We start from the raw sequence: 17,859 nt of genomic DNA, 5'->3' as shown, positions 1-17,859 counted from the left end.
CACCCAGTGTCCTATCCGGCGGACGGTGCGCGCCCCAGGACCCGGTCCAGGTAGGCGTTGGCGAAGACTCCGGTGGGGTCGACCTCGTCGCGTACGGCCGTGAAGTCGTCGAAGCGCTCGTAGCGGGGGCGCAGCGCGGCGGCGTCCAGCTGGTGCATCTTGCCCCAGTGGGGGCGGCCGCCGAAGGAGCCGAGGATCTCCTCGCAGGCGCGGAAGTACCGCTCGTGGGGCATGCGGTGGTACTGGTGGAAGGCGATGTAGCAGCTCTCGCGCCCGTACGCGGTGGAGAGCCAGATGTCGTCCGGGGCGGCGAAGCGGACCTCCAGCGGGAACGACACCCGCTCGTCCTCGCGGTCGATCCAGCGCTTGATCTCCCGGAGCGCGTCCACGGCGTGCTCCCGGGGGATGGCGAACTCGCCCTCGTGGAAGCGGACGTCGCGGACCGAGGCGAAGACCTTGTAGGACAGGTCGGTCCACTCGCGGGCGGACATGGCCCGGGCGGCGAACCGCGCGATCGGCCGGACCAGCGCCGGGACGCGGGTGCCGAGCCGGTTGAGCAGGTCGAAGCCGGTGCCGCTGACGGTCTCGTCGAGGCGCCGGGAGAAGTCGCCGATCGGGTTCAGCGGGGCGTCGCCGGGCAGCCGCCGGAAGGAGCGGGTGAGCGTGGTGGTGCTGTGCGGGAACCAGAAGAACTCGAAGTGGTCGTTGGCGTCGGCGAGTTCATGGACGCGGGCCAGGGTCTCCTCGACCGGCCTGGCCTCGTCCCGGGCGTGCAGCGCGAAGAGCGGGACGCACTGGAGGGTCACCCGGGTGAGGATGCCGAGGGCGCCAAGGCCGACACGGGCGGCGGCGAAGAGCTCCGGCCGCTCCTGCGCCGAGCAGGTGACGAGGGTGCCGTCGGCGAGGACCAGCTCCAGGGCCCGGACCTGGGTGGCGATGCCCCCGAAGCGGGTGCCGCTGCCGTGGGTGCCGGTCGAGATGGCTCCGGAGATCGTCTGCCGGTCGATGTCGCCGAGGATCTCCAGCGCGAGCCCGTGCTCGGCGAGCAGCGGGTTGAGGCGCCACAGCGGCATGCCCGCGCCCACGGTGACCAGGCCCGTCGTGCGGTCGACCGACTCCAGGCCGGCGAGCCGGTCCAGGCGCAGCTGGACGTCCGGGGCGACGGCGACGGGGCTGAAGGAGTGGCCCGCGCCGACCGCCTTGACGCGGCTCCCGCCGCGCGCGGCGGCGGTCACGGCGGCCGCCACCTCACCGGCGTCGGCGGGGCGCACCACCCGTACGGGGCTGGCGTGTTCACTGCCCGACCAGTTGCTCCACGTGCCCGCACCGTTCGTCATGCCCGGGGTCCTCTCGCAGGGATCGGCGGTCCGCGCCGTTCCGGTCGCGGTCGACGGAAGACTGAACTCGGTCACTTGTCCAAGTCAAGCGTCCTGAACCATTGACTTGGTCGGGCGACCGGGAGAAGGTGGCGCCCCAGCGGGACCGCCGCAGCGGGACCGTACGCCCCGGGCCCTCGGGGTCCTCGGCACCGAAGTCAGGGGGAGCACGCCATGCCGGTCACCACCACCGCCGTCCGAGCCGCCGTCGCGCCGATGTCCTTCGAGGAGCTGCGCCGGGCCACGGCCGAGCTCAGCCCGCCCTTCGCCGTGGTCGACCTGGGCGCGCTGCACGCCAACGCGGGCGGGATGGCCCGCCGCGCCGGGGGCAAGCCCATCCGGCTGGCCAGCAAGTCGCTGCGCTGCCGCCCGCTGATCGAGCGGGTGCTGCGGCTGCCGGGCTTCTCCGGCGTCCTCGCCTTCACACTGCCCGAGGCGCTGTGGCTGGCGCGCACCGCCGACGACGCCGTGGGCGACATCCTGGTGGGCTACCCCTGCGCCGACCCGGCCCCGCTGCGCGCCCTCGCGGCCGACGAGCGGGCCGCCGCCCGCGTCACCGTCATGATCGACTCGCTGGAGCACCTCGACCTGCTCGACTCCGTCCTCGGCGGGGACGGCCCGGCCGTACGGGTCTGCCTCGACCTGGACGCCTCGCTGCGGCTGCTCGGCGGCCGGGTGCACCTGGGCATGCGCCGCTCACCGCTGCACAGCCCCGGCGCCGCCGCCGAGCTGGCCCGTGCCGTCGTGGCGCGGCCACGGCTCCGACTGGTCGGCGTCATGTCGTACGAGGGGCAGATCGCCGGTGTCGGGGACGACCAGCCCGGCTCGGCGCTCACCCGGCAGGCGCTGCGTCTCGTGCAGCGGGCGTCGGCGCGGGAGCTGCGGAGGCGGCGGGCGGCGGCGGTGCGGTCCGTGCTGGACGTCGCCCCGCTGGAGTTCGTCAACGGCGGCGGGACCGGCAGCCTGGAGGGCACCTCGGCCGAGCCGGCGATCACCGAGCTGGGGGCCGGCTCCGGGCTCTACTCCCCCGCGCTCTTCGACCACTACCGCGCCTTCCGGCCGCTGCCCGCCGCCTACTTCGCCCTCGACGTGGTCCGGCGCCCCGCGCCCCGGCACGTGACGGTCCTCGGCGGCGGCTGGACCGCCTCGGGCCCGGCGGGCGCCGACCGGCTGCCGGTGCCCGTGTGGCCCGCCGGACTACGGATGCTGGCCCAGGAGGGCGCGGGCGAGGTCCAGACCCCGCTCGTCGGCGACGCGGCCGACTCGCTGCGGCTCGGTGACCGGGTCTGGTTCCGCCACGCGAAGGCGGGCGAGCTGTGCGAGCGGGTGGACCGGCTCCACCTGGTGGAGGCGGGCGACATCGTGGACGTGGTCCCCACGTACCGGGGCGAGGGCCACGCCTTCCTGTGACGCCGGGCGGGCGCTCCCCCGCCCGTCCCCGGACCGCCCGGCCGGGGTAGCGTGCCCCGACACCCCTCTCACCCCCGGGAGTTCCCATGAGCCGCCGCTCGGCCGACGAGCGCCGTGAGCAGCTGATCGACGCGGCGATCCGGGTCATGATCCGGGACGGCGTGGCGAAGGCGACGACCCGTGCCGTGGTCGCCGAGGCGGGGCTGCCGCTCGGCGCGTTCCACTACTGCTTCCGGGCCAAGGAGCAGCTGCTGCACAGCGTCATCGAGCGGATCATGCTGCGCGCCCTCGACGCGCCGGACGGGCCGGACGGGCCGGACGGTCCCGACGGGCCGGTCTTCGGGGACGCGCCGGTCGGCGAGGTGGTCCGGGGCACCCTGGGGGCCTACTGGGAGCGGGTGCGCCGGAATCCGGACGAGCACCTCCTGACGTACGAGCTGACGCAGTACGCGCTGCGCAAGCCGGGCCTCGCCGACGTGGCGCGCGGCCAGTACCGGCACTACACCGAGGTCAGCCTGCGGCAGCTGGAGACCATCGCGCGCCGCTCCGGCGCCGAGTGGACCCTGCCGCTGCCGGTCCTGGCCCGGTACGGGCTGAGCGCGCTCGACGGGCTGACCCTCAACTGGCTGATCGACCGGGACGACGAGGCCGCCTCGGCGGCCCTGGACCTGTACGCGAACCACCTGGTCACGCTGCTCAGGCCCGTCACGGAACCCGCCGCCGTCGTCTGACCCGTATGGCAGTGTTCGGAGTCGGCCGCACCACCACCCGATTCTGGAGCCGCACGTGCGCACGTTGAGCCACGCCGACGTCAAGACCGCCGCCGACCGGATCGCCGGACACGTCCGGCCGGTCACGATCGCCCCCGGGGACGGCGACGGGGTGTCGTTCGCGCTCGAACTCATGCAGCACACCGGCTCCTTCAAGGCGCGCGGGGCGCTGAACTTCCTCCTCGCCCACCGGGAGGCCGGCACCCTGCCGGCGGCCGGGGTCACGATCGCCTCCGGCGGCAACGCGGGGCTCGCCTGCGCGTGGGCCGCCCGGGGGCAGGGCGTGCCCGCGACGGTCTTCCTGCCCACCACGGCGCCGAAGGTGAAGGTCGACCGGCTGCGCGGCTACGGCGCCGAGGTGCGGCTCGCCGGCACCGAGTACGCCGAGGCCCTCGCCGCGTGCGACGCGTTCGCGGCGGAGACCGGGGCGCTCGCCTCGCACGCGTACGACCATCCGCTGATCGCGGCGGGCGCGGGCACCCTCCTGGAGGAGATCCAGCGGGGGCTGCCCGGTCTGGACACGGTCGTGGTCTCGGTGGGCGGCGGCGGTCTTTTCGCCGGGGTCGCCACCGCCGCCCGGGCCCACGGCGTCCGGACGGTCGCGGTCGAGCCGGAGCACTGCCGCGCGCTGCACGCGGCCCTGGCGGCCGGCCGGCCCGTGGACGTCACCGTCGACTCGGTCGCGGCGGACTCGCTGGGCGCCCGCAGGGCCTCGGCGGCGGCCCTGGAGGCGGCCCGCCATGACGAGGTCCGCTCGGTCCTGGTCCCCGACGCCGACATCGTCCGGGCCCGCCGTTCGCTGTGGGACGAGCGGCGGCTCGTGGTCGAGCACGCCGCCGCCACGGCCTACGCCGCCATCGGCGGGGCCTACCGTCCGGAGCCCGGCGAGCGGGTCTGCGTCGTCCTGTGCGGCTCGAACACCGACCCGTCCGACCTGGTCTGATCCGCGTCCGTCACTCGAAGCGGGACGGGTCGCCCGCCCCGCGCCGGATGATCTCGGCCTCGCCGCTGGAGAAGTCGACGACCGTCGTGGGCTCCGTGCCGCAGTCGCCGGAGTCCACCACGGCGTCGAGCACGTGGTCGAGCCGCTCCTTGATCTCCCAGCCCTGGGTCAGCGGCTCGGCCTCGTCGGGCAGCAGCAGGGTGCTGGAGACCAGGGGCTCGCCGAGCTCGGCGAGCAGGGCGCGGGTCACGGTGTGGTCGGGGATGCGGACGCCGACCGTCTTCTTCTTGGGGTGCATCAGGCGGCGCGGAACCTCCCGGGTGGCCGGGAGGATGAAGGTGTAGCTGCCGGGGGTGGACGCCTTGATCGCCCGGAACACGTCGTTGTCGACCTGCACGAACTGGCCGAGCTGCGCGAAGTTCTCGCACACCAGGGTGAAGTGGTGCCGGTCGTCGAGGTGCCGGATCGACTTGATGCGCTCGACGGCTTCGTGGTTGCCGAGACGGCAGCCCAGCGCGAAGCAGGAGTCGGTGGGGTACGCGATGAGGGCGCCCGACCTGAGGCTGTCGACCACGGTGCCGATGGTGCGGGTCTGGGGGGTCTGCGGATGAACGTCGAAGTACTTCGCCATCGTCCGACCCTACGGGAATCCACGCCTCCGGCAAGAACACGTCGCCCTCCGGGACCGCTCGGGTCCCGGAGGGCGACGTACTGGACGGGTGAGGGGTCAGGCCGGGGTCACCAGGTGCCCGGCGTGGCCTGCCAGCTCTTCAGGGGGTTCTCGAAGCCGCCGTCGGCCCGGCTCTTGAAGGTGTTGGCCGAGGTGCCGCCGACACCGTCGTTGTACATGATCGCGAGGTCCTCGCGGCCGTCGCGGTCGGTGTCGCCCGAGACCGGGAACGACGCCTCCTGGACGTGCCAGGTGCCCGAGGGCGCCTGCCAGCTGCGGAAGGGCTCGTTGATCGTGCCGTCCGCCTTGGCGGTCAGGGTGAACAGCGAGGAGTTGCCGTAGCCGTAGTCGTACATCACGGCCAGGTCGGCGCGGCCGTCGCCGTTGTAGTCGCCGGCGGTGAGCTTGGAGCGCCACCACTCCCACTGGCCGGGGTTCGTGTGCCAGGACGGGGTCGTCGCGGCGAAGCCGCCGTCGGCCTTGCTCGGGAGGGTCCACGCGGTGACCGAGCCGTCGTTGTAGCCGTAGAGGCCGACGAGGTCGTCCCGGCCGTCGCCGTTGAAGTCGCCGCCGACGAACTTGGTCTGGCCCTGGCACCAGTTGCCGGCGCCGGAGCGCCAGCTGCCGAAGATGTTGTTGAAGGTGCCGTCCGCCTTCGACAGGAAGGTGTACGCGCCGGTGTCGCAGTTGCCGTGGTCGTACAGCATGACCACGTCGTCGCGGCCGTCGCCGTTGTAGTCGCCGGCGACCAGCTTGCCCTTGGTGGCGTCCCAGCCGCCGGGGCCCGTGTTCGCGCTGCGCGGCAGGGTGGTGAAGGTGCCGTCGGCCTTGCCCAGGAAGGTGAACATGCCGTTGGAGCCGTCGCCGTAGCCGTAGAGCGCGGCCAGGTCGTCCCGGCCGTCGCCGTTGAAGTCACCGGCGATCCACTGGGACTGCGAGACCCGCCAGTTCCAGGCGCCGCTGTTGTACGCGAGCACGGGGGCGCCGAAGCCGCCGTCGGCCTTGGCCGGGTGCGTGTACAGGGCCATCGCGTCGCTGCCGTAGTCGTAGACCGTGGCCAGGTCGGTGCGGCCGTCGCCGTCGAAGTCGCCCGAGAGCTCCTTGCGCAGCGTGTCGGTCCTGTCCGACCAGTGGTGCTCGTCGGTGGCGCCGGTGGAGCGGTTGTGGCGGATGTAGCCGTTCTGGAAGTCGGTCCGGGGACCGCCCGCCACGTCGTACTCCTCGGACTGCGGGTAGCCGAGCCAGCTCTTGCCGGCGCCCATCCCGATCCACTTGTTGCGGATGCTGCCCCACACGCCCCAGGCCTGGCCCGTGGTGGTGGTCCAGTAGATGGAGCGGGTGTCGGAGGTCTCGCCGCGGCGGCGGAAGTGGTTGTAGCGGCCGATGCCGTCGTCGACGTTGGTCTCGTCGGTGGTCGGGTAGCCGAAGCCGGACGGACCGCCCAGCTCCAGGTACTTCTTGTAGATGGTGCCGTGGATGGAGCGGCCGCCGAAGTCGAACGTCCAGTAGATGGCGCCGGCGCCGCCCCAGCCGCTGAAGGTGGTGACCCAGGCGTCGCTCTCGAAGGTGGTCGACTCGTCGGAGGTCGGGTAGCCGAGGAAGCTGCGCTCGGCGCCCAGCGACCTCCAGTAGTCCCGGATGCCGTTCTGGATCATCCAGGCGCCGGTGGTCGGGTGCCAGTAGATGGAGGCGTTCTCGCCGCCCTCGTTGTTGGCGCGGATGCCCGCGTACCGTCCCTCGCCGTCCGCGGCGACCAGGACGTCGGTGGTCGGGTAGCCGTAGCCGCCCGGGCCGCCCTTGGCCAGGTACTTCGCCAGGATCGGGCCGCACAGGCTGTGCGTGCCGGTCGCCTGCGAGCTGAAGCTCTGGCACTCGGTCCAGGGGGTGCCGCCGAGCACGAGCCTGCGGCCCGCGTCGAAGGAGGAGCCGCCGCTGGGGGCGCGGCCCGGGAACTCGGTGATCTCGCCGGTGGCGTCGCGCGACCACAGGTCGGCGTAGCCGTTGCCCTCGAAGTCGCCGTTGCTCTGGAGGTTCTGCGGCGTGGTGAAGCCGGTCGCGATGGCGGTGGAGCGGACCGTGGCGTCGCCGTACACCGCGAGGTCGGCGACGGTGAGCGAGGACGTGTCGGTGGTGGCGCGGCTGGTGTACTGGTGGATCTTGCCGGTCACCTTGTCGCGGGCCCAGATCTCCGGCAGGGAGTCGCCGTTGAGGTCGCCGGGGGCGATGAGGGTCATGTGCTGCCAGTCGGCGTTGCCGAGCAGGATCGGCGGGCGGAAGCCGGCCTCGGTCACGTCGAGGTAGGCGCCCGTGGAGCCGAGGTAGAGGTAGAGCTCCGCCCCGGCCTTGACCAGCAGGTCCGGCTGGTCGGCCGCGTCGATCCGGCCGTCCTTGGAGTCGTCGTCGACGCTGCCGATGACGAGGGCCTGGTCGGCCTGGGCCCACTTGTCGTTCTCGGGGATCGCGGTGGCCAGCGGGATGCGGTTGGCGTCGACCGGCTGGAGGTCGCCGTCACCGTTGCCCGGGTAGACGATCAGGTCCTTGCGGGTGCCGTCGGGGGCCGGGCGCAGGGCGACCAGGTCCTCGTAGTAGTCGGTGTTCCAGCTGCCCCGGTGGGACAGGGACACGGCGTCGCCGAACGGGCCGCGGTTGGACAGCTTCCTGGACAGGTCGAAGCTGCCGTCGCCCTTGCCAGGGTGCGTCCACAGCTGGCCGGAGCCCGGGTCGACGCTCCAGATGTCGACGGTGCCGTCGCCGTTGAGGTCGCCGGGCTTGTCGCGGGTCGGCTGGCGCTTGGCGTAGAAGAGGTACGCCTTGAGGTCGGACCGGTTGCTCGCGCCGTCGAGGCTGCGCACGAACAGGGTCTGCGGGCCGGTCGTGGACGGGGTGTAGTCCACCGACGCCTCACCGCCCGGCTGGCCCGTGGAGACCTCGCGCACCTTCGGGTCGGACTCGGTCCACCACTGGTACTTCACGACATCGGACTCGCCGTTGGCGTTGAAGGTGAAGGTGCCCTTGGTGCGGGCCTGGGAGGTCTTGTCCGGCTCGTTCTCGGGGAACTGCGGCGAGCTCACCTTCGGCGGGTGGCCGGGGCGGGTGGCGTCGATGCTGAACACGCACTGGCCCGCCCAGGGGCCGGCCGCGTGGTAGTCGAGGCCGCGGACGTCCCACCGGTAGGTGCCGGTGGGGAGCTCGGCGGCGGGGATGCGCACCTGGGCGACGTTGCCGCTGGCGACCCACACCTCGGGCCGCTTGATGGTGCCCCAGTAGTCCTTGTCGTTCCAGTAGTTGAACTCGGCCCGGATCGAGCCGTCCTCGGCGTCCGAGACGCGGGCGCGCAGGACGACCTCGTCGGTGGTGCCGATCATGCCGCCGCCGCAGGGCACCGAGGGGTCGGAGCCGCGCTCGCCGACGGAGTCGGGCACGGTGTTGTACTCGGTGGATATGCGGGCGCTGTCCGGGTTCATCTTGCGCCAGGACACGTCGACGGTGTCGTTGGCGGACTTGAGGCCCATGGTCCAGGCCGGCCAGTGCCAGCGGGCCGCGTCGGCGACGGCGGAGGTGACGTTGAGCTCGATCGTGTCGCCGTCGCCGGGGCAGTTGCGCCCGCCGAAGGACTGGCCCGAGGAGTCGATCATGCGCTTCCAGGCGGGCTGGTTGTTCCAGGTGGTCCAGCCGCCGATGCCGTCGGTGTCCCAGATCTGGACGTCACCGGACTTGCAGCTCCAGGAACCGGCGTACTTCTGCTGGATGCGGAAGGTGGAGGCCAGGATCTGCTTGTCCCACAGGGCGCCCAGGTTGACCTGGAAGAAGGTCTTCGCGCAGACGACGTTGTTGTTGTTCGCGGCGTCCTTGGCGCAGCCGACGCGGGCTTCCTTGCTGAGCGTGCCACCGTTCCAGTAGTTGGTGTTCGCCGAGTTCGGGAAGGAGTTGTGCTTGTACGCGAGGGCCCAGGCGGACTTCCAGTCGTCGCGCCACTGGGGGTCGATGACCACCGGGTAGGTGGTGCCGGGAGCGGTGAGCAGCTTCCGGTCGGGGGTGAGGGTGAGGGTGTCGCCCTTCAGCGCGACGCCCAGGTCGGCCTGGCGGGTGCCGAGGGAGATGCCGTCGACGGCGGCGACCCGGTCGGCGACCGGGGCCTTCGCCTTGGCGGTGCGCGCGGCGGTACGGGCCTGGGGCGCGGCGGTGGCCTCGGCGGCCGGCCGGTCGGCGCCGGAGTCCCACATCTGCGGCTTGGCCGAGGTGAACAGTGCCTTGCCTGCGGGGTCGAGGGCCCGCAGCTCGCCGTCGGCCTCCTTGCGGAGGGTCAGGCCCTTGCCCTTGAGGCCGAAGCCGAGGGAGGCGAGGGCCGGGTTGTCGGCGGCCGCGCGGTTCTTGACGACCAGCTGGTGCGAGAAGCCGGTGACGTCGGCGGTGACCCGCAGGTCGACGCCGCGCAGGACCTCGGGGTAGACGGCGCTGTCGCCCTCGACGCGCGGGGCGGGCAGCGGCTTGGGCCAGGTCAGGGAGATGTCCCGGCCGTCCTTGCGCATGGTGACGAGCGGGGTCTTGCCGCCGCCGGAGAAGGTGAGCCCGACGCGGGTGGCGCGGGGGGCGATCCGGCCGTCGCTCAGCCGGGCCAGCCCCGTGTCGGCGGCCACCAGCTTGCCGTCGCGCAGGACGCGGATCGGCGTCAGGGCGTGGTTCTGGGTGAACGTCCCGTTCGGGTTGGCCCAGACGTCGTCGGTCTCGGTGCGCTTGGAGGCGAGTTCGACCGGCTTGCCGGTGCGCTTGGCCTCGGCGCTCGCCTTGGCGTGCAGGGCGGTGTCGGCGGCGTTCGCGGCGCGCTTGGCCGCGGCGGCGCCCTTGACGGCCTCGCCCTTGCCGGGGGCGGGCGCCGTGGTGGCGGCGGTGGCCTCGGCGACGGGCAGGGTGCCGAGCAGCAGCGCGGCGAGCGTGACGGCGGCGGTACGGGCCGTTCCGCGGCGACGGGGCGTTCCGCGGCGGGGCGGATCGTCGACGCGGGCGCGCGTCGGGGTGGGTCTCACGGAGAGGTTCCTCGGAGGTCGGGTCGGACACCACGCCGGGGCGGGTGTCCGAGATCTGGTGCGTCCGACCGCTCGCCGAAGGCCGCTTTCGGCCACCCCGACGATAGGCCGTTGGCGTTCGATTATTTGTAGCAGCAGGGCGGCCGAATCTGTGAGGCGAGCCCGTCGGGAGGGCCACCGGACCACGCCCGTGTTGCGGGAACATTGAAGAACATTGACGGAGGCTCAAATTCCGCTCTCCGGAGCCCTCCCTCGGCGACGACCAGTGACTTTCTCCTTGACGCTCCCTCAACTCGCCCGCTAGGGGCCGCCTCGACGCCCACGTGATCCGCTGTTAGGTTCAGCGCCGTCAGCTGAAGCGTGATCATGACACTTTTCACGCTACTCTCATCCTGGTCTCATGGAGTGTTCGAATCTTGAGAAGATCCAAGGCGCACGCCTGGCGTGCGCCTCTCAGGCGTGCCTGGCGGTGGCCGATACCGCTGTTGGCCCTCAGTCTGCTGACCACCGGCCTCACGCCCATCGATGCCAACGCCGCCCCTTCGGACCTGCGGCTGCTCGACACGCAGCGGCTGACGAAGGTCGGTGGCGCACCGGTCACGGGGAAGCCCGCGCCCGGCCCCGCCGAGTCCCAGCGGAAGAGCTGGAAGAATCCGCCGGCCATCGCCTGGCCGAAGGCCGGCTCGGCCGAGATCACCCTGCCCGCACCCGAGTCCGCGCCCACCGGGAAGCGGAATCCGGCCACCCGGGGCGCCCTCGCCGCCACGACGGGGAAGCCCGGCCAGCCCGGTAGGCCCGGCCAGTCCGGTAGGCCCGGGAAGGCCGTCCGCGCGGGCGGCCTGCCGGTGACCGTCGCCGCGCTGCCGCCCCGTACCCCCGCCGCCCCGGCCACAGGACGCACCGCGCGCGCCGTCACGCAGCCCGCCGCCGGTGCGACCACCACCCCGGTCAAGGTGAAGGTCGGCCTGCTCGACCAGGCCGCGGCCCGCCGCGCCGGCCGCGCCGGCAGCCTGCTCCTCTCCGTGCAGCGCACGGACACGGGCAGCGCCTCGGCGCCCGTCTCCGTCGAGCTCGACTACCGGGCCTTCAAGAACGCGTACGGCGGCGGCTGGGGCTCCCGGCTGCGCTTCACCGCGCTCCCGGCCTGCGCCCTGACCACGCCGGACAAGCCGGAGTGCAAGCGCGCCGTCCCGGTCACCACGGTCAACGACCCGGTCACCGGCAAGCTGGTCGCCACCTTCGACGCCCCGGCCCAGCCGGCCGCGGGCGCCACGGGTGCCCGCCGCTCGATGGCCACCGCCGGTGCGGGGGCCGTCACGCTGTCCGCCACCGCGGGCGCCGACGGCGCCAACGGCACGTACAAGGCGACCTCGCTGAACCCCAGCGGCGCCTGGCAGGCCGGCGGCTCGGCGGGTGACTTCTCCTGGTCGTACCCGCTGGACATCCCCGCCTCGCTCGGCGGCCCCAGCCCCTCGCTGACGCTCGGCTACTCCAGCTCGACCATCGACGGCCGCACCAACGCCTCGGCCCAGCAGACCTCCTGGGTCGGCGACGGCTGGGACCTGGCCTCGAACTTCATCGAGCGGTCCTATGTGCCGTGCAGCCAGGACAAGCGGCCGAACTCCGGGTACAACAACCCGAAGGACGACACCGGCGACCTCTGCCACGGCGCCCCGATGGTCACCCTGTCGCTGAACGGCGGCTCCACCCAGCTCGTCCTCGACGACACCACCAAGCAGTGGCGTCCCGCCAAGGACGACGGCTCCCGGGTCGAGCTGCTCCAGGGCGCGCAGAACGGGGACAAGGAGGGCGACCACTGGCGGTTCACCAACCCCCAGGGCATCCAGTTCTACTTCGGCCTCAACCGGGTCCCCGGCTGGACGGCGGGCAAGCCGCTGACCAACTCCGCCTGGACGGTGCCGGTCTACGGCAACCACCCCGGTGAGCCCTGCTACAACGCGACCTTCGCGAACGCCGCGTGCGACCAGGCGTACCGCTGGAACCTCGACTACGTCGTGGACCCGCGCGGCAACGCCATGACGTACTGGTACGAGAAGGAGACCAACTACTACGGCTCCAACTACCAGATCGCCGGCGGCTCGACCGCCCGCTCCTACGACCGTTCGGGCTGGCTCGACCACATCTCGTACGGTCTGCGCAGCGACGCCCTGTTCGCCGAGCCCCCGGCCCAGGTGGACTTCGAGGTCGCCGAACGCTGCCTGGCCACCGCCGACTTCGACTGCGCCCCGGGCAAGCTGAAGCCGGACGTCGACTGGAACACCGCCAAGCAGTGGCCGGACACCCCCGGCGACCAGCTGTGCGCCTCCGGCGAGGAGTGCAAGGGCCGGTTCACCCCGACCTTCTTCACCCGCAAGCGCCTCACCGAGGTCACCACCACCGTCTGGAACGGCACCGACCGCAAGCCGGTCGACACCTGGAAGCTCACCCAGGACTTCCCGATGACCGGTGACGGCACGGACTACCCGCTGTGGCTGTCCGAGATCCGGCACACCGGCCGCAACGGCGCCGACCTGCCGCTGCCGCCCGTGAAGTTCCGCGGCAAGCAGCTCGACAACCGGGTCGACGGCACGGGCGACGGCAAGCCGCCGTACAAGCGCTACCGCGTCGAGGCGATCGACACGGAGACCGGTTCGACGATCCTGGCGCACTACGCCGACACCCAGTGCACCGTCACGTCGCTGCCCTCGTCGCCCCAGGCGAACACGAAGCGCTGCTACCCGGTGATCACGGAGATCCCGGACCCGAACGACCCGAAGCGCGAGCGCAAGCTCTACGTCACCGACTGGTTCCACAAGCACGTCGTGGACTGGGTCCAGGAGGAGGACCGCAACGGCAACTCGCCGACGCGGCGCACCGAGTACCAGTTCCTCGGCGACCCGGCGTGGGCCTACGACGACGAGACCGAGATGATGCGGCCCAAGACCCGCACCTGGTCCCAGTGGCGTGGCTACGAGCGGGTCCGCACCCTGATCGGCGTGGCGCCGGACCGGCGCTCGCAGACGGAGACGCTGTTCTTCCGGGGCCTCGACGGCGACCGGGCGACGCCCACGGGCGGCACCCGCTCGGTCAAGGTCAGGGACTCCGAGGGCAACGAGCTCCCGGACCACCGCCTCTTCGCCGGCCAGACCCGCGAGGTCCTGGCGTACGACGGCGAGGGCGGCCCGCTGGAGGCGGCGACCACGTACACCCCGTGGCTCCGCGGCCCCACGGCCACCCGCCTCCGCAAGGGCGCGGTGCCCGAGGAGGACATCGAGCCGCAGCAGGCGTACGTCCAGCAGACCAGTGACGTGGCCTCCCGCATCCTCCTCTCCGAGGGCCGCGGCTGGCGCCGCACGGCGATGCACACCGACTACGACGACCGCGGCTTCGCCCTGTCGGTCTCGAACCGCGGCGACATCGCCGACGCGTCGGACGACAGCTGCACGCGTTACGAGTACGACGAGGACCCGGCGCGCTGGATCATCGCGCGGCAGAAGCGGGTGGAGTCGGTCGCGAAGGCGTGCGACGCGACGGACGTGGCGCGTCCTGAGGACGTGACGTCGGACGTGCGGATGCGGTACGACGCGGCGGGCAACGTGCAGTCGACGGAGTCGCTGTCGGGGTACGCGGGCGGGGGGCCGCAGTACACGACGGACGGCAGTGCGGAGTACGACGCGTACGGGCGGCCTACGGCGACCACGGACGTCTTCGGCAAGGTCACGCGGACGGCGTACACGCCGGCGTCCGGCCAGATCGTGTCGAAGGTCGTCACGACGAACGCCCTCGGTCACACCAAGACGACCGAGACCGACCAGGGCCGCGGTTCGGTGCTGGTCCAGACGGACTCCAACAACCGCAAGCAGGTCATGCGGTACGACCCGCTCGGCCGGCTCCTGAAGGTCTGGTCCCCGGACCGCGACCCGCAGACCAAGTCGCCCGACGGCGAGTTCTCCTACGACGTCCGTACCGACGGCCCGGTGGTCATCACCAACAAGGCCCTCCTGGACGACGGCAGCTACCGCACCAGCTACGACATCTACGACGCGAGCCTGCGCATCCGCCAGACCCAGATGGAGGCGCTGGGCGGTGGCCGGGTCATCTCGGACACCTTCTACAACAGCCTCGGCCAGGTCTGGAAGAGCAACGGCGCCTACTACACCGAGGGCACTGCCTCCGGCGTCCAGTGGGGCCCGAAGGACAACGAGGTCCCGTCCTCGACGGTGACCACGTACGACGGCTCGGGCCGTACGACGGCGCAGATCTCCCGCAAGTTCGGCGTGGAGACCTCCCGGACGACGACCAGCTACGGCGGCGACAACATCACCGTCGACCCGCCGAAGGGCGAGACCCCGACGCGGGCCTTCCTCGACGGCGCGGGCCGCAAGACGGAGCTGCGCTTCTTCAAGGCGGACTCGCCGACCGGGGCGTACGACACCACGCGGTACTCCTACAACCGGCGCGGCGTGATCGAGTCGGTCGTCAGCCAGGCCGGCGACCGATGGGCCTTCGAGTACGACATCCGCGGGCGGCAGGTCAAGCAGACGGACCCCGACAAGGGCACGTCGGCCATCGCGTACGGCCAGGGCGACCGTGTCGCGTCACTCACGGACCCCCGCGGCAAGACCGTCGCGCCCGAGTACGACGCGCTCGGCCGGATCGTCGCCATGCACGAGGGCTCGGTGACGGGTCCCCTGCAGACGTCGATGACGTACGACACGTTGCCCGGGGCCGTGGGCCTGCCGGTCTCCGCCACGCGGTACGTGGGCGGCAACGCCTACAAGCAGGAGGTCACCGGTTACGACACCGAGTACCGCCCGACCGGTCAGAAGATCACCATCCCGGCCTCCGAGGGGGCCCTCGCCGGCACGTACAGCTTCTCCACGGGCTACCGGCCGAACACCGGTCTCACCGCGTGGACGATGCAGCCTGCGGCGGGCGGTCTGCCCAGCGAGATCAGCACGCTGACGTACAACCACTTCGAGCTGCCCACGATCATGGGCGTCGGAGGGAAGGCGTTCGTCGGCAAGGTCGACTACTCGCCCATGGGCGACGTCCTGCGCACCGAAGCGGGACCGGCCGGCTCCCAGGTCTACGCGACGCACTACTACGACGAGCAGACCCGCGAGCTCCTGCGGTCCGTCAACGACCGTGAGGTGTCGCCGAGCCGGATCAACGACACGACGTACGAGCGTGACGACGTCGGCAACATCCTGAAGATCACGGACAAGGAGGGGTCCACCGGTCCCACCGACGTCCAGTGCTTCACGTACGACTACCTGCGCCGGATGAACGAGGCCTGGACCGGCGCGGACGACTGCGCCGCCAAGCCCGGCTCGGCCGGGCCTGGTTCCACCCCGTCGGTGGGCGGCCCGAACCCGTACTGGTCCTCGTACAGCTTCGACGCGGCCGGCAACCGCACGAAGGAGGTCCAGCACGACCCCACCGGTGACCTCACCAAGGACGTCACCCGCCTCTACACCTACGGCACCCCGGGCCAGGCCCGCGCCAACCAGCTGCAGAAGGTCGACACCTCCGGCCCCGGAGGATCACGCACCGAGTCGTACACGTACGACGAGGCGGGCAACACCCGTACCCGGAACATCCAGGGCGACACCCAGACCCTGGAGTGGGATCTCGCGGGCCGGCTCGCGAAGGTCACCAAGGGCACGGACTCGACGGCCTTCGTCTACGACGCCGCAGGCAGACGCCTCATCAAGCGCGACAGCACCGGCACCACGCTGTACCTGCCGGGCACCGAGGTCAAGCTGACCGCGGGCGACAAGCTGGAGGGCACGCGCTACTACGCCCACCCGGCCGGCCCGACCATGGTCAGGACGGCCAAGGGCGGCGTGATCACCACGTCGTACCTGATGGGCGACCAGAACGGCACGGCCACCACGGCCGTGGACGCCTCGACGTCGGCCATCACCCGCCGCAAGTTCACCCCGTTCGGCGAGGTGCGCGGCACGGCTCCGTCCGTGTGGCCGGGCAAGAAGGGCTTCATCGGCGGCGACATCGACGAGTCCACCGGCCTGGTCCACCTGGGCGCGCGCGAGTACGACCCCGCGACCGGTCGGTTCCTGTCGGTCGACCCCGTGCTCGACTACAACGAGCCCAAGCAGATGAACCCGTACGCCTACGCGAACAATTCGCCGGTGACGTACTCCGATCCGAGCGGCCTCTCCATCGCCCCGCCCGTGATGCCCGTCATGGACTTCACGGCGGCGGAGGAGGCCTGGGCCAAGATGGTCCAGGGCAAGAGCGCCTTGGACGTCGCCCTCGAGGTCGCCATCGGCATCCTCAAGGACGTCTCGGGTTACAACGACATCAAGGCCTGCCTCGGCGGCGACGGCTGGGCCTGCGCGGGTCTCGCCCTCGACGCGGCACTGCCCTTCGCGGGTCGCGCCAAGCGCATCCTGAAGGCCCTCGACCGGGCCTGGGAGGCCTTCAACAGCTGGGCTTCGAAGCTGGCGCTGGCCCGCGACATCATGCGCAGGGTCGAGCGTTACCAGCAGGCCATGGCCAAGTACGCCGAGGACCTGGCCGAGTGGAAACGCCAGATAGAGGAAGCCGCCGAACGCGCGAGAAAGCTGGAGGAAGAGGCCGCGGCGGCCCGAAGAGCCGCCCAGGAGGCAGCGGCGGCGGCCGCCAAGAAGGCCGACGAGGCCGCGGCGACGGCGGCGAAGCAGGGCAAGTCCTCGGCTCAGAAGGCGAAGAAGGCGGACGGCGACGGCAAGTCGTCGAAGGCCACCGAGGCGAAGAAGGCGGACGAGCCCAAGAAGTCGGGAGGAAAGGAGACCGACACCGGCGGATCGACCGGGTGCAACAGCTTCGTACCGGGCACCGAGGTCCTGATGGCCGACGGCACGTCGAAGCCCATCGAAGAGGTCGAACTCGGTGACGAGGTCGTGTCCACCGACGAGAAGTCGGGCGCCACGAAGTCCAAGCCCGTCGTCGCCCGGATCATCGGCGAAGGCCAGAAGAACCTCGTCGAGATCACCATCGACACCGACGGCGCCAAGGGCGACGCCAAGGAGAAGGTCACCGCGACCGACGGCCACCCCTTCTGGGTCCCGTCCCTGCACCGGTGGCTGAAGGCCACGGACCTCAAGGCCGGCGAGTGGCTCCGCACCTCGTCCGGGACCTGGGTCCAGATCACCGAGGTGAAGCGCTGGACCCAGGGCAAGAGGGTCCACAACCTCACGGTCGGCGACCTCCACACGTACTACGTGATGGCCGGCGCGGCGCCCGTCCTCGTTCACAACGACGCCTGCCCGACCGAGGGTGCCAGCGAGGCCCACACCTACATCGGTACGCCCAAGGACCCCGGAGTTCCCCGCCTGGTCAATGAAATCGAGGCCCGTTACCCTGGTCACGTGAGGGCGGTCGAGATCAAGATCGTCGGCGAGGACGGCAAGGACATCACCGACTTCGACATCGTGACCCGCAACGCGGTGATCCAGGTGAAGACCGGCACCGCCAAGGGCTCCAAGCACGACCACGAGTCGTACGAGTCGGCGACCGACTATCCGGTCATCAGCTTCATCTGGCGGAGCAAGAAGCTGAAGGGCTCGGTCATCGAGGGGCAGGAACGGGCGGGCCAGTTGGTCACGGACGATCTTGAGACACTCCTGGCGGTGATCGCTCCATGAGAAGGCGGAGGTGG

Annotated in this window: 7 protein-coding genes; 4 read left to right on the top strand and 3 right to left on the bottom strand. The window is 71.7% G+C overall.

Features of this window, described 5'->3' with window-relative positions; translation table 11 throughout:
* Nucleotides 1-11 precede the first annotated feature (11 nt).
* On the bottom strand, nucleotides 12-1,337 hold the full coding sequence (locus tag ABTZ54_RS01820) for a D-arabinono-1,4-lactone oxidase (RefSeq protein WP_351655664.1): 1,326 nt from the start codon (nucleotides 1,335-1,337) through the stop codon (nucleotides 12-14).
* 255 nt (nucleotides 1,338-1,592) lie between these two features.
* On the opposite strand from ABTZ54_RS01820, the gene ABTZ54_RS01815 reads away from it, so the two are divergent.
* The 3 genes from ABTZ54_RS01815 (at nucleotide 1,593) to ABTZ54_RS01805 (ending at nucleotide 4,499) form a co-directional block, all read left to right on the top strand.
* Nucleotides 1,593-2,786: an amino acid deaminase/aldolase gene (locus tag ABTZ54_RS01815; protein WP_351656405.1), complete on the top strand. Its 1,194-nt coding sequence runs from the start codon at nucleotides 1,593-1,595 to the stop codon at nucleotides 2,784-2,786.
* Nucleotides 2,787-2,872: 86 nt separating this feature from the next.
* Complete coding sequence (locus tag ABTZ54_RS01810; protein ID WP_351655661.1) at nucleotides 2,873-3,517, top strand: TetR/AcrR family transcriptional regulator; 645 nt, start codon at nucleotides 2,873-2,875, stop codon at nucleotides 3,515-3,517.
* 55 nt (nucleotides 3,518-3,572) lie between these two features.
* Nucleotides 3,573-4,499, top strand: a complete 927-nt coding sequence (locus ABTZ54_RS01805; RefSeq protein ID WP_351655659.1) for a serine/threonine dehydratase — start codon at nucleotides 3,573-3,575, stop codon at nucleotides 4,497-4,499.
* A 10-nt stretch (nucleotides 4,500-4,509) separates the two neighbouring features.
* On the opposite strand, the gene ABTZ54_RS01800 is transcribed toward ABTZ54_RS01805, so the two are convergent.
* Both ABTZ54_RS01800 and ABTZ54_RS01795 read right to left on the bottom strand, forming a co-directional pair.
* Nucleotides 4,510-5,130: an L-threonylcarbamoyladenylate synthase gene (locus tag ABTZ54_RS01800; RefSeq protein ID WP_351655656.1), complete on the bottom strand. Its 621-nt coding sequence runs from the start codon at nucleotides 5,128-5,130 to the stop codon at nucleotides 4,510-4,512.
* 107 nt (nucleotides 5,131-5,237) lie between these two features.
* A complete protein-coding gene (locus ABTZ54_RS01795) occupies nucleotides 5,238-10,193 on the bottom strand; it encodes an FG-GAP-like repeat-containing protein (protein WP_351655653.1) in 4,956 nt (1,651 codons plus the stop codon).
* A gap of 485 nt (nucleotides 10,194-10,678) precedes the next feature.
* Here ABTZ54_RS01795 and ABTZ54_RS01790 point away from each other — a divergent pair, with 485 nt between their 5' ends.
* Nucleotides 10,679-17,845 carry a polymorphic toxin-type HINT domain-containing protein gene (locus tag ABTZ54_RS01790; protein WP_351655650.1) on the top strand — a complete coding sequence of 2,389 codons (7,167 nt, stop codon included), beginning with the start codon at nucleotides 10,679-10,681 and terminating at the stop codon, nucleotides 17,843-17,845.
* Nucleotides 17,846-17,859: the final 14 nt, after the last annotated feature.

This window comes from Streptomyces sp. NPDC094032, from assembly GCF_040303965.1.
Classification (GTDB): Bacteria; Actinomycetota; Actinomycetes; order Streptomycetales; family Streptomycetaceae; genus Streptomyces.
This window is presented reverse-complemented; position numbering and strand designations above follow the sequence as displayed.

Excerpts from the sequence above, each read along its gene's own strand:
- ABTZ54_RS01810 (WP_351655661.1), top strand. The coding sequence starts at position 2,873 with ATGAGCCGCCGCTCGGCCGACGAGCGCCGTGAGCAGCTGATCGACGCG.
- ABTZ54_RS01800 (WP_351655656.1), bottom strand. The coding sequence starts at position 5,130 with ATGGCGAAGTACTTCGACGTTCATCCGCAGACCCCCCAGACCCGCACC.
- ABTZ54_RS01815 (WP_351656405.1), top strand. The coding sequence starts at position 1,593 with ATGTCCTTCGAGGAGCTGCGCCGGGCCACGGCCGAGCTCAGCCCGCCC.
- ABTZ54_RS01820 (WP_351655664.1), bottom strand. The coding sequence starts at position 1,337 with ATGACGAACGGTGCGGGCACGTGGAGCAACTGGTCGGGCAGTGAACAC.